General features: G+C 31.9%; 16 protein-coding genes. All 16 read left to right on the top strand.

The genetic code is table 11. The annotated features are described in order from the left end of the window. Nucleotides 1–9: 9 nt before the first annotated feature. The 16 genes from BW721_RS05925 to BW721_RS05850 all read left to right on the top strand — a co-directional run bounded on the left by BW721_RS05925 (nucleotide 10) and on the right by BW721_RS05850 (nucleotide 17,019). Complete coding sequence (locus BW721_RS05925) at nucleotides 10–1,188, top strand: glycoside hydrolase family 38 C-terminal domain-containing protein (protein WP_076767037.1); 1,179 nt, start codon at nucleotides 10–12, stop codon at nucleotides 1,186–1,188. Between the two features lie 13 nt (nucleotides 1,189–1,201). Next, nucleotides 1,202–1,549 (top strand): cupin domain-containing protein, encoded by a 348-nt coding sequence (locus tag BW721_RS05920; protein ID WP_076767035.1) that lies wholly within the window; start codon nucleotides 1,202–1,204, stop codon nucleotides 1,547–1,549. A 347-nt stretch (nucleotides 1,550–1,896) separates the two neighbouring features. After that, nucleotides 1,897–2,520: a sugar transferase gene (locus BW721_RS05915; RefSeq protein ID WP_076767033.1), complete on the top strand. Its 624-nt coding sequence runs from the start codon at nucleotides 1,897–1,899 to the stop codon at nucleotides 2,518–2,520. Then, nucleotides 2,517–3,365 carry an NAD-dependent epimerase/dehydratase family protein gene (locus BW721_RS05910; protein ID WP_076767031.1) on the top strand — a complete coding sequence of 283 codons (849 nt, stop codon included), beginning with the start codon at nucleotides 2,517–2,519 and terminating at the stop codon, nucleotides 3,363–3,365. The genes BW721_RS05915 and BW721_RS05910 overlap by 4 nt, the downstream gene beginning before the upstream one ends. A gap of 12 nt (nucleotides 3,366–3,377) precedes the next feature. Continuing rightward, nucleotides 3,378–4,577, top strand: a complete 1,200-nt coding sequence (locus BW721_RS05905; protein ID WP_076767029.1) for a glycosyltransferase family 4 protein — start codon at nucleotides 3,378–3,380, stop codon at nucleotides 4,575–4,577. A gap of 18 nt (nucleotides 4,578–4,595) precedes the next feature. Continuing rightward, the gene (locus BW721_RS05900; RefSeq protein WP_076767027.1) at nucleotides 4,596–5,615 is read left to right on the top strand and encodes a polysaccharide biosynthesis protein; all 1,020 of its coding nucleotides are present in this window, start codon (nucleotides 4,596–4,598) and stop codon (nucleotides 5,613–5,615) included. Further along, a complete protein-coding gene (locus tag BW721_RS05895; protein ID WP_076767025.1) occupies nucleotides 5,615–6,724 on the top strand; it encodes a capsular polysaccharide biosynthesis protein CapF in 1,110 nt (369 codons plus the stop codon). The genes BW721_RS05900 and BW721_RS05895 overlap by 1 nt, the downstream gene beginning before the upstream one ends. A 5-nt stretch (nucleotides 6,725–6,729) precedes the next feature. Next, on the top strand, nucleotides 6,730–7,857 hold the full coding sequence (wecB, locus tag BW721_RS05890) for a non-hydrolyzing UDP-N-acetylglucosamine 2-epimerase (protein WP_076767023.1): 1,128 nt from the start codon (nucleotides 6,730–6,732) through the stop codon (nucleotides 7,855–7,857). Next, nucleotides 7,857–9,032: a glycosyltransferase family 4 protein gene (locus BW721_RS05885; protein ID WP_076767021.1), complete on the top strand. Its 1,176-nt coding sequence runs from the start codon at nucleotides 7,857–7,859 to the stop codon at nucleotides 9,030–9,032. Before wecB ends, BW721_RS05885 begins: the two co-directional genes overlap by 1 nt. Nucleotides 9,033–9,069: 37 nt before the next feature. Further along, nucleotides 9,070–10,008: a glycosyltransferase gene (locus BW721_RS05880; RefSeq protein WP_076767018.1), complete on the top strand. Its 939-nt coding sequence runs from the start codon at nucleotides 9,070–9,072 to the stop codon at nucleotides 10,006–10,008. A 30-nt stretch (nucleotides 10,009–10,038) separates the two neighbouring features. Then, nucleotides 10,039–11,361, top strand: a complete 1,323-nt coding sequence (locus tag BW721_RS05875; RefSeq protein WP_076767016.1) for a hypothetical protein — start codon at nucleotides 10,039–10,041, stop codon at nucleotides 11,359–11,361. Between the two features lie 69 nt (nucleotides 11,362–11,430). Beyond that, on the top strand, nucleotides 11,431–12,876 hold the full coding sequence (locus BW721_RS05870) for a hypothetical protein (RefSeq protein ID WP_156892198.1): 1,446 nt from the start codon (nucleotides 11,431–11,433) through the stop codon (nucleotides 12,874–12,876). Nucleotides 12,877–12,911: 35 nt separating this feature from the next. Next, complete coding sequence (locus BW721_RS05865) at nucleotides 12,912–13,658, top strand: YveK family protein (protein ID WP_076767014.1); 747 nt, start codon at nucleotides 12,912–12,914, stop codon at nucleotides 13,656–13,658. 9 nt (nucleotides 13,659–13,667) lie between these two features. After that, complete coding sequence (locus BW721_RS05860) at nucleotides 13,668–14,405, top strand: CpsD/CapB family tyrosine-protein kinase (RefSeq protein WP_076768659.1); 738 nt, start codon at nucleotides 13,668–13,670, stop codon at nucleotides 14,403–14,405. A gap of 4 nt (nucleotides 14,406–14,409) precedes the next feature. Then, entirely contained in the window at nucleotides 14,410–15,183 is a 774-nt protein-coding gene (locus BW721_RS05855; protein ID WP_076767012.1) for a tyrosine-protein phosphatase, read from the top strand. A 57-nt stretch (nucleotides 15,184–15,240) separates the two neighbouring features. Beyond that, the gene (locus tag BW721_RS05850; protein WP_076768658.1) at nucleotides 15,241–17,019 is read left to right on the top strand and encodes a polysaccharide biosynthesis protein; all 1,779 of its coding nucleotides are present in this window, start codon (nucleotides 15,241–15,243) and stop codon (nucleotides 17,017–17,019) included. Nucleotides 17,020–17,053 lie beyond the last annotated feature (34 nt).

Genomic DNA, 17,053 nt, shown 5'->3' with positions numbered 1-17,053 from the left:
TATCTAGCTGTGAACACAACATCATTTGAACGAGATATCCTAATCGACCACCAAGGTAAGGATTATTTAGTTGAACATGTTCCTGCTTATGGGGTCAAAAAAGTAAATCTAAGTCAACTAACTAACCAAGATGAAGTAACACTCTCACAATGGTCGAATGACAGTCATACCTTAGAAAATGACCACTATATCGTGTCATTTAATACTAAAGGCGAACTTAGTCGCTTATATGCCAAGGCGTTACAGCGTGATATGGTGGCAGAAGGAGCGACTATGAATCAAATGGTACTCTATCCAGACTTACCGAAAGAGTTTGATGCCTGGAATATTGATGCTCATTCACTGAACCACCCTAAAGTAGTTGAAACAGACGCTCATATTAAACTCGTCAAGAACACACCGCTTAGAACAGTGGTTGAAGTCATCCGTGACATTAATCAGTCACAAATGACTCAGCGAATTATTTTTTTTAAACATAGCACGCGAATTGATTTTGAAACGGAAGTCGATTGGCATGAAAAGCACCTGTTACTAAAAGCTAAATTTCCAACCCCGATCCATGTCGGTAAGGCAACCTATGACATTCAATTTGGAAATTACGAAAGACCAACCCATTTGAATACATCATGGGATCAGGCGCGCTTTGAAGTTTGTGCACAAAAGTGGGCTGATTTGTCCGAACAATCATTTGGTTTGAGTCTTCTAAACAATGGCAAATATGGGCATGCTATCCAAGAAGAGACACTCTATCTCTCTTTATTAAGAGGAAGCCAGTATCCCGCACCTGAGGTAGATAAAGGCCGGCACCAATTTACCTATTCGTTATATCCTCATCAAGGGACGTTTCGAGAAAGTGATGTTTACAAAGAAGCCTATGATCTCAACTATCCCGCTATAATCCAAGCAGTTACGGATAAGGAAAACGGTGAAGAAAGCTTGGTAACGATCGATTCAAACAATATTATCTGTGAAACGGTTAAGCCAGCAGAAACTCAGCCCGAGTCGATTGTGCTACGATTCTATGAATCTGAAGGGAAGAGTACAGAGGCTAGCATTGAGTTGAAAATAGCCTATAAAAGCTGGCAGGATACAAATTTATTAGAAGAAGCCCTATCGGATATACAGTTGAATCCAATTCATTTGTCATTCAAACCGTATGAAATTAAGACAATTCTAGTAGCTTTATAGAGAGGAGAATCATATGAGTGAGTTCGTACACCAAGAAGACCATTTTAATCCTATTTCAGATTATTCCGAACGCGCTATCGCTGTATATAATGATGATTTGATGGCGGTCAAAGTTCGTTTTAATCAGCTAACGGATGATCGTAATATGCACCAGCATATGCATCAACAATTAACCTATGTTGTAAGAGGGTCTTTTAGATTTTATAAAGACGATGAAGAAATTGTGGTGAAAGCAGGAGACAGCTTATTATTTGAACCTCATGTACGGCATGGATGTATACCACTAGAAGTAAATTCAGAATTATTCGATATCTTTACACCTATGAGAGATGAGTTTTTGGATGTTACGAAATCTAATTGATCTAGCAAAAATAACGTTCCATTTGTATCGAATGCAGATGGAACGTTATTTTTTAATTTTCTGATGATGTTTTTGAACGAATAATGAACGTTTATTAATAAGAAAACGATTTATTTTTATAAAAACGAGAATTTATATCTATATTCTAAATAAGCTATGCAAAATGTTATAAAATAATGTTAGAATAGTATGAGCGATTAATCTTACTTTGTATTGATTGAAGGTATGTTGATTGTGATGGAAAATTGACAGAAACAGTTCGAATTCTTTGGAAGTTTATAATTTTAAAATAGTCATATATACTAATCAAGGAACTATAAAACGTTACTTTTCGTGGAGGAATAAAGATGTACATCTATGTAAAAAGACTGATTGATTTTATATTATCATTATTAGGCTTAGTAATCCTATCACCTGTGTTTTTAATTTTAATCATAGCGATTAAACTAGATTCACCAGGTCCAATTCTCTTCAAGCAAAAGAGAGTAGGGATTAACAAGTCTTATTTTTATATCTTAAAATTCAGAACAATGAAGATTGATACACCTAAGGATATGCCGACACATTTACTTACGAATCCTGACCAGTACATTACCAAGGTAGGTAAGTTCTTGAGAAAAACCAGCTTAGATGAGCTGCCACAAATCATAAATATCTTAAAAGGTGAGATGTCAATTATCGGACCGAGACCTGCTCTATGGAATCAATATGATTTAATAGAAGAAAGAGATAAATATGGTGCTAACGATGTGCCGGTTGGTTTAACCGGTTGGGCTCAAATTAATGGACGAGATGAACTAGAAATAGATGTAAAAGCGAGTTTGGACGGCGAATATGCAAAGAAAATAAGTTTATGGATGGATATCAAATGCTTCTTCGGAACAATTTTTAGTGTTGCAAAAAGCGACGGTGTCCTTGAAGGTGGCCCAAACTCAAAAATAGATACAGATAAGGAGACCATTATAGAATGAAAAGGATTTTAATTACTGGGAAAAACAGCTATATCGGTACTTCCTTTGAAAATTGGCTAGCTAAAAACCCGAATGAATATCAAGTCGATACAGTGGGTACAAGAAACGATGAGTGGAGAGACTTTGATTTCTCGCCGTATGATGTAGTGTTTCATGTAGCTGGGATTGCACATAATTCTTCGGACCCTAAACTAAAAGATTTATATTACAAAGTAAATAGAGATTTAACAATCGAAGTCGCTAAAAAAGCGAAAGCTGAAGGTGTAAAGCAATTTATTTTTATGAGCAGCATTATTGTCTACGCTACAAAAAACGAAGTAATCGATGAGAACACAAAACCAGATCCAGATAATTTCTACGGGGACAGTAAATTGCAAGCAGAACTAGGATTAAAGCCGTTAGAAGCGGATGACTTTAAAATTGCGATTATAAGACCACCGATGATTTATGGGAAGGGATCTAAAGGTAATTATCCTAAGTTAGCTAAGTTAGCTCAAAAAACACCAGTATTTCCTAATTTCGATAATCACAGAAGCATGTTACATATAGATAACTTAACTGAATTCTTGAAGTTGATGATTGACAACAAAGAGAGTGGTTTATTCCATCCTCAAAATAAGGAATACGTATGTACAAGTAGATTAGTTGAAAAAATCGCAACATACCATAATAAAAAAATTTGGACTATACGGATTTTCAATCCATTAATTAGTGTTTTATCTAAAGTTAATACAATTAAGAAATTATTTGGGAATTTTATATATGATCAAGAATTAAGTTACTATAAAGAAAAATATCAAATTAGAAATTTAGAAGAATCGGTAAAATTAACAGAACAAGACTGAGAGGGAAATATAATGAAAAGACATATATTAGTTATCTCTCAATATTTTTATCCAGAACCATTTAGAATTAATGATATTTGCGAAGAGTGGATAAATAAAGGTTACAAAGTAACTGTTTTAACAGGAATTCCCAATTATCCAGAAGGGGAATTTTATCCTGATTATGGTCTATTTAAGAAGAGAAAAGAGTCATACAAAGGAATTGAAATAATCAGAATACCATTAGTAGCTCGAGGGAAGAAATCAGTCACGTTGGCACTCAATTATCTTTCGTTCGTCATAAGTGGTTTTTTCTGGCAACTATTTACTAGGATAAAAGCTGATTTTGTTTTTATATTTGAGGTTTCACCAATGACGCAAGCACTCCCTGGGGTTTGGTATGCAAATAAAAACAAGATTCCTTGCTATTTATACGTACAAGATTTATGGCCTGAAAATGTAGAAATCATTGCTGGAGTTAAGAATAAAAAAGTTCTCAATTATATAGGTAAGATGGTCGACTACATTTATCGCAATTGTACAAAGATATTCACGACTTCCGAAAGCTTTGTGCAATCTATCGTTTTACGAGGCGTGGAACCCCAAAAAGTATCCTATTGGCCACAATACGCGGAGGATTTTTATACCCCGATGAACGTAGAAAGAAAATCAAAAGCTAAGTTGGATATCATATTTACTGGTAATATAGGTGAAGCACAAGGATTAGACATTCTAGTTCAAGCAGGCATTCTACTGAGAGATGTATATAAAATCACGGATATAAGATTCACGATTGTAGGGGACGGTAGGTACAAAACGATATTGTTGAATAAAATCAAAGAAGAAAAATTACAAACTATATTCAATTTTATTGGAAGACAGCCTGCTGAAAAAATACCTCAGTTACTAGCAGAAAGCGATATTGCATTTCTATCGCTAAACAATAATCCGGTTTTTTCTAAAACGATTCCTGCAAAATTACAGTCTTATATGGCATGTGGAAAACCTATTCTGGCATCTGCAGATGGAGAAACAGAAAAAATAGTTAATGAAGCAGAATGCGGAAGAGTAGCTAAATCTGGTGACGTAGAAGCTCTTGTTCAAGCGATATTGCATTTTTATAAGATGAATAGATTAGAAATCACTGAAATGGGTAATAAGTCTAGATTATACTACGACAGTTATTTTAATAAAACAAAATTACTAAATGAAATGGACAATTATTTCAAATAGATGATGGGGGAACAACTTATGTTTACAAATAAAACGTTATTAATTACAGGTGGAACTGGATCATTTGGAAATGCGGTTCTTGATAAGTTTTTAAATACAGATTTAAAAGAAATCAGAATTTTTTCTCGTGATGAGAAGAAACAAGATGACATGCGAAAAAAATACAATAATCCTAAAATAAAATTCTATATCGGAGACGTACGTGATATTAATAGTATTAAGAATGCAATGTATGGCGTAGATTTTATTTTCCATGCTGCTGCATTGAAACAAGTACCATCGTGTGAATTTTTCCCGATGGAGGCTGTACGTACGAATGTTATTGGGACTGATAATGTGCTAACTGCTGCAATTGAAGCAGGAGTTAAAAAAGTTATTTGTCTCTCCACAGATAAAGCTGCTTATCCAATCAATGCAATGGGGACATCAAAAGCAATGATGGAGAAAGTGTTTGTTGCTAAAGCAAGAGATGTTGATCCTGAGAGAACATTAATATGTGGAACAAGATATGGTAATGTTATGGCGTCAAGAGGCAGTGTGATTCCTTTATTTGTAGATCAATTAAAGCAAGGCAAACCTCTAACAGTCACTGATGGAGAAATGACACGTTATATGATGAGCTTAGAAGAAGCAGTTGATTTAGTCATGTTTGCCTTTGAAAATGCTGAAGCAGGAGATATCATGGTTCAAAAAGCACCAGCAGCTACTATCTTCACTTTAGCAAAAGCACTTCAAAAAATATTTGGGACAAATGTTCCCGTCGAATCAATTGGTATTCGTCATGGCGAAAAAATGTATGAATCGTTATTAACGCAGGAGGAAGCAGCTCATGCAATTGATATGGGAGGGTTCTACCGTGTACCGTCAGACAAACGTGACTTGAACTATGGTAAGTTCTTCGAAGAAGGTATGGAGCAACTTGAAACGTTAGGAGAGTACAACTCAGATAATACAGAACAATTGACTGTTGAAAAGATGGTAGAAAAGCTCTTAAAACTAGATTACATTCAAGATGAATTAAAAGGGTGGAGTAAATAGTGAAAATATTAGTGACGGGATCTAATGGTTTTATCGGAAAAAATTTAATTGCTGATTTAAAAGCGACTACTAATCATGACATTTTAGAGTTCGATAAAGATACAGATTCAAGATTACTAAATGAATATGCTGAAATTGCGGACTTTATTTTCCATTTAGCAGGAGTAAATAGACCTGAAACAGAAGAAGAATATATGGCAGGTAATTTTGGCTTTACATCTGACCTTTTAGAGCATCTAAAAGAACATAGGAATACTTGCCCCATCATGATTTCTTCCTCCATACAAGCAGAGTTGGACAATCCATATGGTAGAAGTAAACGAGCAGGCGAAACCTTAATGCTAGATTATTCGCAAGAAACAGGTGCGAAAGTATTAATTTATCGTTTTCCAAATGTTTTTGGTAAATGGTGCCGTCCAAACTACAATAGTGCGGTCGCGACATTTTGCCATAACATTGCTCGCGGTATTCCTATTATAGTAAACGATCCGAGTGTGGAAATGACATTGGTTTACATTGATGATGTGGTTCAAGAACTTAAACGAGCCCTGATTGGTAACGAGAATAAAGACAATGATTTTTGTGAGGTTCCTGTTACGCACAGAGTTCTATTAGGAGAAATTGTGGACCTATTGCAGAGTTTTAAAGCTAGTAGAGACGATAAGTACATCCCAAATATGAGTGATGGATTGGGTAAAAAATTATACAGTACTTATTTAAGTTATCTTCCTGAAAAAGAGTTTTCTTATCCCTTAAAAATGAATGTCGATGAACGTGGATCATTTACAGAAATATTACGGACTGTTGATAGAGGACAAGTATCAGTAAATATTTCTAAGCCTGGGATTACAAAAGGTAATCACTGGCATCATACTAAAAATGAGAAGTTCGTTGTAGTAAGTGGGAATGGTGTTATTCGATTCAGAAAGATTGATAGCAATGAAGTAATTGAATATTTTGTATCAGGAGACAAAATTGAAGTCGTGGACATTCCAGTTGGCTACACACATAATATTGAAAACTTAGGAACAACGGATATGGTGACAGTGATGTGGGTAAATGAACCATTTGATCCTGACACACCAGATACATATTTCTTGGAGGTATAGAGGCATTGAAAAAATTAAAAGTTATGACGGTTGTTGGAACACGACCAGAAATTATTCGTTTATCAGCAGTCATTAATAAATTGGAAGAATCAGAAGCAATCGAACACATCTTAGTCCATACGGGTCAAAATTATGATTACGAATTAAATGAAGTGTTTTTCGAAGATTTCAAATTACGCAAACCAGATTACTTTTTAAACGCAGCAGTTGGAACTGCAATCGAAACAATTGGGAATATCTTCTTAAAAATAGATCCAATTCTGGAAGAAGTACAACCAGAGGCACTTCTCGTTTTAGGAGACACAAATAGTTGTTTAACTGCAATTGCAGCTAAAAGACGTCATATTCCAATTTTCCATATGGAAGCGGGTAATCGTTGCTTTGATCAACGTGTACCAGAAGAAACAAACCGTAAGATTGTAGACCATACTGCAGATATCAACTTGACGTACAGTGATATTGCAAGAGAGTACCTATTGAGAGAGGGACTTCCAGCTGATCGTATTATTAAAACAGGTAGTCCGATGTTTGAAGTATTGAATACACGCAAAGAGGATATCGAAAATTCTGATGTGCTAAATCATCTAGGTTTAGAAAAAGACAATTACTTTGTTGTCTCTGCTCATAGAGAAGAGAATATTACTTCAGATAAGAATTTCCTAGGGCTTGTTGAGAGTCTGAATGCTATTGCTGAAGAATATGATATGCCTGTTATTGTAAGTACGCATCCGAGAACAAGAAATAAAATTGAAGAAAAAGGAATTAAGTTCCATAAAAATATCCAATTATTAAAACCACTAGGATTTAATGATTATAATAACCTCCAAATCAATTCTAAAGCTGTTTTAAGTGACAGTGGAACAATTAGTGAAGAATCATCTATTCTTGGATTTAGAGCTCTAAATATTAGAGAAGCTCATGAGAGACCGGAGGCAATGGAAGAGGCTAGTGTTATGATGGTTGGACTAGATAAGAATAGAATTATACAGGGATTAATTATTTTAGAAAGTCAAAAATACGGCACTCTTAAAAAAGTTGTAGACTATAGTATGCCAAATGTCTCTGAAAAGGTTCTGAGAATAATAGTTAGCTATACAGATTATGTTAATAGAATGATTTGGAGTGAAATCTAATGGAGATATTAGTTGTCGCAGATTCTCATATAATTAGAACACCAGATGGAAATTATTGGACTAAGACTATTTACGGATACAATTTTTGGACTAGGTATTTATCGGTATTCCAAAAGGTAAAAATAGTTTCTAGAACTATGCATATTGATAGTATTGACACCAATTCTTATCTAAAGGTTAACGGGGATAATGTTGATGTCGTAGAATTACCTTATCTAAGAGGAACGAAAGATTATCTGAAATCTTTTTTTAAGCTTAAAAATGCAGCAAAACGGTCTGTTGATAACGCTCAAGTAGCTATTTTTAGATTACCCTCAATTGTAGCCAGTGTAGTGTTAGATGAATACAAAAAGACTGGTAAACCGTATTCTATTGAGGTAGTTGCTGATCCACATGATGCCTATTCTAACAATAAGCTAGCTCAATGGTATTTTACTAGAAAAATGAAGAAAGATATACTATCAGCTAATGGTGTATCGTATGTAACGAGTAGATATTTACAAAATATATATCCGTCTAAAGCAAAAATAGCGGGTGAAAATAAATATAATTTCGAATCTTATTATTCTACTATTGATTTGAAAGAGGATTTTTTTTATAAGGAACGTATGTACAAAAATATAGGAAATAGTATTACGATTGTACATACAGCAAATAGCATAAATAACGATAACAAAGGTCATTCAATAGTAATTGATGTAGTTAAAAATTTAAGAGAAAAGAATATAGATGCAAATGTAATTTTTATTGGAGATGGTACTAAGAGAGTAGAGTTTGAAAAGTTATCAAAAAAATATGGAATTGATAAATATGTATCATTCACAGGACTATTACCAGATTCAAATGAGGTAAGAGAAATTCTTTTAAAGGGAGACATTTTTATTTTTCCTACTAAAGCAGAGGGATTGCCTAGAGCAATTATTGAAGCTATGGCAGTAGGTCTACCATGCCTATCGACTCCGATAAGTGGAATTCCAGAATTAATTGAAAGTAAGTACTTATTTGAACCAGAAGACGTTAATGGATTTACAGATAAGGTTATAAAGCTTATAAATAGTCCAAAAGAATTAGAAGAAATGAGCTCAAAAAATATTGAGACTGCTAAAGGCTATACTTACGAGAAGTTGCAAATGCGTAGAGATTGCTTCTATAAGAAATTATTAGATATTTCATAAAATATATGAAGAATATTCAAGTATAAGGGGGATAGTTATGGAAACCTTAGTAATTATGACAACTTATAATGGAGAGAAGTATGTTGAAGAACAACTAATTTCAATATATAATCAGACTTTACGTCCAGACAAAGTAATAATTTCCGATGATAAATCTACAGATAAAACTTACTCTATAATTCAAAGTTTTATTGAGAGAAACAAACTAAATAATGAATGGTTTATAAGAGTAAATAAGCAAAATATTGGATGGAGGCAAAATTTCAGTAGTATTTTAAATGAATTTGAAGCAGATTATATATTTTTGTGCGATCAAGATGATATATGGTATGAAAATAAGGTTGAAAATATGCTAAAGATAATGAATGAAAACAAAAAAATAAAACTTTTAACAACAGATTATACCCCTATTTACGAAGGGGAAAATACAATAAAGATATCTAAAAATATTATGAGAACAATGAAAAATGATAATACAGTTCACAAAATTAATATTTCTGAGAAAATGTATTCTGTGCTCAGACCAGGGTGTACTTATTGCATAACTAGAGAATTAATTGAATTATTTAGAGAGTATTCATATGATAATACTTCACATGATTCTATTTTATGGAATATATCTCTATTATTTGATGGTCTTTATAATTACTCTTCTCCTAAAATTTATTTTAGAAGACATGAGGAGAATAACACACCATTAATAAGTAGAAATAAAAAAAGTATGATTCATAATATAAAACAAATGTTAACTGTTTCTGATAATCTACTTGATTTAATCATGAATTATAGTAATAAAATTGAAAATTACAATAAAAAAGTAAAATTACTTCAAAATCAAAAAATGTTTTACTTATTAAGACTTGAGATGTTCGAAAAAAGAAAATACAAAAATTTTTTAAAAGTAATATTTAAATATAAAAAATTTTACCTTAGCAAAAAAAGAATATTACTGGATTGTATATTATTATTTCGATAATAAATTTCCCTTAGAAAGATGGATTAAAAATTGAAAAAAAAATTATGGTTGATTCCAAATTTGATAGTAATTTATTTATCAATTACATATATTATGTATGTAATTGGACCATACAATTGGCCAAGTGATAATTTTACGTTATTAACGTTATATTTATTGGTTCTTTTTCTGTTAATAATATTTGGATTTTATCTTGCATATAGAAAATTAAATGGTTCTTTACAATATAAATCTAAAGGTAAATTTTTCATTTTTTTTATTGAAACATTAATTATACTAAATCTTTTTTATCAATTATGGGGGATAGTTAGTTATACAAGTATAGAAACATTGTCATTTTCTAACATAATTAATAATTTGTCGCTTGGGCTATCAAAACCTGGTGATTCCTATTATGAAAAAATAGGAAATATACCTATTGCATTTGGTATATCAGCAGCTCCATGGGTTGTTTTGGCTCCGTTAACCTATTCTTCAACGCCGCTATTTCTATACAACTATAAAACGGTAAGACCACTGTTTAAAATCCTAGGAGTATTGACAATATTAGTTGAATTAACAAGATGGATATCAATTGGAACAAATCAAGGGATCATAGGTGTCGCATTTATTTTTATCACAGTTTTTTTAGTAAAATATTTAAGAAATAACTTGATGAATAAGTCTAACAAAATGATTTCAATTAGTTTTAAAAAGCTATTTCTAAGATTTCTAATCTTTATGTTAATATTATTTGGTATAATATTTTTCATATTATCTATTAGTGATAGGATAAATTCTGTAGCTAACTTCCATATTGGTGGAATATATCCTGATATGGAAAATATATTTGTTAAATACACTCCAGATTTTATTGGGACCGGAGTTATATTAATTTCCAGCTATCTTACACAAGGCTACTATGCACTGTCCATGTTATTACCTTTAGAAAATATGAGTATGCTTGGTATAGGTCATTCAAACTTCTTAATTTCAAATTTTAGTGAGCTTTTTAATAAAGAATATTTCTTGAATACCTATCAAATGAAATTAGCTAGCATAGGTTGGCATCCAACTATTTATTATCATACTTTTTTTACATGGATTGCAAATGATGTTGGATTTATTGGAGCATTGTTTGTAGTATTTATTTTCTCTTATTATTGCGGATATATTATAAAAAAATCAGTTTACGAAGAAAACCAGCTTGCGATAATAATTTTATCATTATTATTATCTATATTTTTTTATATGCCTAGTAATAATGTAGTTTTATCTACTCCTAATACCTTTATGGCTTTTTGGGTGTTGTCTATTTCAATGTTTTTTATGGAATCTTGTCCAAGGATAGTTTTAAGAAAGAAAAGGTTTTAGGTTGTTACATATTAAAATTTATCGTTAAAACTTAAAATATGGTTAGTGTCTAAAAAGGTGGATATAAAATTGGAAAATAATAAAAAAGAATCATCAGTCAAGCAAAATGTCATTAATTTAATGCAAAACTTTTCTTACTCGTTATCTTCTAATTTAGTATCTTTAGTTATATCAACATTGGTTATATTTGTTGTACCTAAGTTAATAGGAGTAACTGCTTATGGTTATTGGCAATTATATCTATTCTATTCATCTTATATTGGTTTTTTACATTTTGGATTGAATGATGGAATTTATTTAAGATATGGTGGTGAAGAGTATAAGAATTTAAATAAATCTGTTTTTTTTAGTCAATTTTATTTTTTATTTATATCTCAACTTGCTTTTGGTTTAATTTTTTATATATTTAGTTGTTTTTTTATTGAAAATTTAGATAGAATGTTTGTTTTTCAAATGCTTGGAATACAAACGTTGTTTGTCAATACAAGATATATGCTGCTTTATATACTTCAATCAACTAATCGTATAAAAGAATATTCATTTATTACAATATCAGATCGCTTGATTTACTTAGTTGTTATAATTTTGATAGTTACAAATAAGAGTGCAAATTTTCGAAATTTAATTCTTTCAGATTTAATTGGTAAAGGATTTTCTTTAATTTATTCTATGTTTATTTGTAGAGATATCATAAGCATTAGAAGCAATGTATTTACAAATGTCTTTCAAGAAATAAAAATAAATATAAAAATTGGAATTAGACTAATGTTTGCAAATATAGCAAATATGTTTCTTATAGGAGTAGTTAGGTTAGGAATAGAACGAAGCTGGAATGTTGAGGTTTTTGGACAAATATCTTTGACACTCAGTATTTCCAATATGTTTATGGTTTTCATAAATGCACTTGGGCTTGTCGTATACCCAATGTTAAGGAGAGTAGAAATAGATAGACTGTCAATATTATATCTAAACTTAAGAGATGGATTAATGATTCTAATGTTAGGTATATTAGTTTTTTACATTCCTATTAAATCGTTTATGTTGTATTGGTTACCTCAATATAGCGAAGGATTAAAATATATGGGAGTATTATTTCCAATAATCATTTTTGAAAGTAAAATGACTTTATTAATTAATTCTTTCATGAAGACATTGAGATTAGAAAATCATATTTTAAAGATTAATATAAGTGTACTTTTATTCAGTATCTTTTTAACAATCCTTACTACTAGCGTGTTTAAGAATTTAACAGGAGCTATTCTTAGTATTACATTTGTAATAGCTATTAGAGCCATTATAGCCGAATTAATTTTGACTAAAATTTTAAATGTGTCTGTCTTAAGAGACATCATAATTGAATTAATTTTAATAGCTGTATTTATTGTAGGAGCTTGGTCACTTGAAAATATTTTTGCTTTAATAATATATTTAATTTTTTATTTTATATATATATATAATAAAAAATCAGAACTTAAAAACATCACTCTGTTTATATATGGTTTAGTTAAGCAGTAAAATATGAAAAAGAGTAAAAAAAGTGGAGGAAGAAAATGGAAGAAGAAATATCTTTGGAAGAATTAGCAGTTATTTTGAAGCATAAAAGTAAGTTAATTGTTTTTATGAGTTTATTAGGCATATTTATATCAGGGGCATATACGTTTTTCTTTGTAACCCCTATGTACGAATCTACTACTCGTATTGTAGTAAATCAAACACAAAATACAAATCAGAATATTACAAATACGGACATTCAGACTAATTTGAACTTAATAAACACCTATCAATCAATTATAAAAGAACCTATCATATTAGAGGCAGTTATTAATGAAATTGGCAATTCTCTAACAATAAATGAGTTAGGAGAAATGATAAATGTTCAAACTGAGACCAATTCATTGGTTTTCGGTATAAGTGTAAAAAATGATAATCCCTATACTTCTTCAGAATTAGCCAATCTAATCGCTCATTCATTCGAAGATAAGATAGGCAGCATTTTAGATGTACAATCTGTCACTATACTGTCTGAAGCAACCCCTAACTTAAACCCAGTTTCTCCTACACCAGTCCTCAATGTTTCTATTGGTTTTATTTTAGGATTTATAGTGGGTATCTTACTTGCATTTATCACGGAGTATACCGACAAAAGAGTTAAGGATATAAAGGCACTTGAGGATTTGGGTTTAACTAATTTAGGTTCTGTTTTAGAAATGTCAGTTAACGAAATTAATGAGACTAGGATAAATATTCCTATTAGAGAGAAAAATTCAACAGTGACTAGAAGTAGAAGAAGGGTATAGGGTATGATAATGTTTGGAAGAAAAAATAGAAAACAAATACAAAAGTTAGATCAGCAACAAAAAAAAGGAACAACTTTAATAACTGTTACAAAACCAAACTCTATAATTGCAGAACAATTTCGTACTATTCGTACAAACATTCAATTTTCCATGATCGATAAAGAGTTGAAATCTATAATTTTTACTTCTTCTGGACCATACGAAGGAAAATCAACAATAGTAGCCAATATTGCTTCCGTGTTTTCAGATCAAGGTAAGAAGGTATGTCTCATAGATGCAGACATGAGAAAGCCTACAGTTTACAAGACATTTGGTTTACAAAATACAATAGGTTTAAGTAGTTTAATTACTAGCAGAGAATTAACTGTTAGTGCAGTAGCACAATCAGTTGAAGAAGTAGGCTTAGATATTATAACAAGCGGTCCTATACCACCGAATCCGTCAGAACTTTTAAATTCTAATCGTATGAATGAAGTAATTAAAGAATTAGAAAAAGAATATGACTTAGTACTATTTGATATGCCACCAGTTGTTTCAGTAACTGACGCACAAATTATGGCGACTAAGACCGATGGTGTTGTGTTTGTTGTTCGCCGTGGTATTGCATATACAGATGATGTAAAACACGCTAAAGAACTATTAGATATGGTTCATGCGAATGTATTAGGAGTAGTCTTTAACGGAGCAGAAAAGAAAAATGATCGTTCATATTCATATTACGGCTACGGTTATACAGACGAGGAGTGATTAAATGATTGATATCCATTCTCATATATTACATGGTATTGATGATGGAGCACGATCGTTAGAAGATTCTTTGGCAATGGCTGAATTAGCTGTTGCTGAAGGAATCACTCATATTCTAGCAACTCCACATCATAAAAATGGAAAATTCGAAAATATAAAGTATGATATTATTAAGCATGTGAATGACTTGCAAGATGAACTAGATAAACGTCATATTGACTTAACCGTCTTTCCAGGTCAAGAAGTACGTTTATACGGTGAAGTGTTAGATGACATCGAAAAAGATGAAATTTTGTTTACTGATGAAGGAAATCATTACCTATTAATTGAATTTCCAACTATGACGATTCCAGCATACGCTGAAACTTTATTTTTCCAAATTCAACAAGCTGGTATAACGCCAGTTATTGTTCATCCAGAACGCAATCAAGAGATTATTGATAACCCGGATCGGCTATTAGAATTCGTTGAACGAGGAGCAGTGGCTCAATTGACCGCAAGTAGTTATATAGGGGTTTTTGGAAAAGAAATAGCAAAGCTAAGTTCACAATTAATTGAAGCTAATTTGGTTCATGTCTTGGCTTCAGATGCTCATAATACGAGAGGCCGTGCGTTTAATATGAAGGAAGCTTTTAAGAAAATGGAAAAGGAATTTGGCTATGAAAAAACACTAGCATATAAACAAAATGCGAAAGATCTAATTAATGGTGATATGCTTCAATTATTAACACCTACAGAAGTAAGTAAAAAGAGAAAAAAACGATTTGGCTTATTTTAAAAGGAGTTGGAGGATTTGAAGGAAAGGTTATCTCGCAAACAAAAATCATCCATCTTAATGGTTGTAGATTCATTTTTTATTCTGTTATCTGCTTTTTTAGCTCATTATATTGTTAAGTTGTATGTTAGACCAGATACAAAATTTTATTATGCAATGATTGGGATATGTATTTGTCTTTATTTGATTTTAGGATTTAGGCATCACTTGTTTACGCGCATTGTTAGATATACAAGTGTTTATGAAATAATGAAAGCGACAAAATTAATGACCTATTCATTTGCTGTTTCTGCTTTTCTAACAATTATTTTTATAAAAAGTGTTAGTTTTCGCTATATTTTCCTCATGTATATGTTCTGTCTCGTTTTTATTCCAGGTTCAAGAGTGATTTGGCGTTTTTATCATGAGAATCTATCAAACAGAATGAATAAAAATGATACTTATGATCACATTATTCGAACGCTTGTAATTGGAGCAGGTGATGGTGGGAATCTTTTTCTAAGTAGTATTCTAAAAGATCCAGGTGAAATTGAGGTTGTGGGTCTAGTAGATGGCGATTTAAATAAAAAGCATTCATACTTATACGATATTCCTATTCTAGGTACTGAAGAAGATATCCCTGATCTAGTCAAAAAACATCGTATCGATCAAGTAACCATTGCGATTCCCTCTATTAAGGGGGACCAACTAGAACGCATTTTAGAATTTTGTAATCAAGCTGATGTAACTGTCAATCAAATGCCAAGTATTGAAGACGTCATTAAGGGAAAACTGAGTGTTAATAAATTTAGAGAAATTGATGTTGTGGATTTATTAGGTAGAGAAGAAGTGAAATTGGATAGGACAATGATAGCTTCCGAATTAGAAGGGAAAGTTGTTCTCGTTAGTGGAGCTGGTGGTTCTATTGGATCAGAGGTATGCCGTCAAGTTGCTAAATTTGAGCCGAAAAAATTGATTTTACTTGGTCACGGTGAAAACTCCATTTATTTGATTGATAAAGAACTTCGTAACCTCTATGGTCGGACTATTGATATTGTTCCAATCATTGCTGACATTCAAGACCGTGATCGGATTTTTAAATTGATGGAACGATTTAAGCCCGATTATGTCTTCCATGCAGCTGCTCATAAGCATGTGCCATTAATGGAATATAATCCAACAGAGGCAGTAAAGAATAATGTATTTGGTAGTTTGAATATGGCAGAAGCTGCTTTGAATGCTGATGTCAAAAACTTTGTGATGATTTCAACCGATAAGGCAGTTCGACCAACTAATGTTATGGGATCAACGAAGCGGATTGCTGAAATCTTAGTAACGACATTAAATCAAGCAGGAAAGACCAAATTTGCTGCTGTCCGTTTTGGTAATGTCTTAGGGAGTCGTGGGAGTGTCATTCCAGTCTTCCGTGAGCAAATTGAAAATGGCGGACCGATTACTGTTACTGACTTTAGAATGATTCGATATTTTATGACAATTCCAGAGGCAAGCCGTTTAGTTATTCAAGCTGGTGTATTGGCTAATGGTGGCGAAATCTTTATCCTTGATATGGGAGAACCGGTTAAGATTTTAGATTTAGCTAAGAAGATGGTACAATTATCTGGTTACACTGAGAGTGAGATTCCTATTGTTGAAACAGGCATGCGTCCTGGTGAGAAACTCTATGAAGAGCTCTTAGTTGATGGTCAGTTATCAGAAAATCAAGTTTACGAGAAGATTTTTATTGGCAATAGCACACTCTATAAACAAGAAGACATTCTAGACTTTGTTCACTCATTAAAAGGTATTCCAGATGATGAATTGAGAGAAAAACTAATTACATTTGCTAACGTGAATGTTTAACCTAAGAAAGGATATGTAGCTGATACATATCCTT

It is taken from the genome of Jeotgalibaca sp. PTS2502, assembly GCF_001975685.1.
Taxonomy (GTDB): Bacteria; Bacillota; Bacilli; order Lactobacillales; family Aerococcaceae; genus Jeotgalibaca; species Jeotgalibaca arthritidis.
Note: the sequence above shows the minus strand (reverse complement) of the source record. Positions and strands in the feature narration are given on the sequence as shown.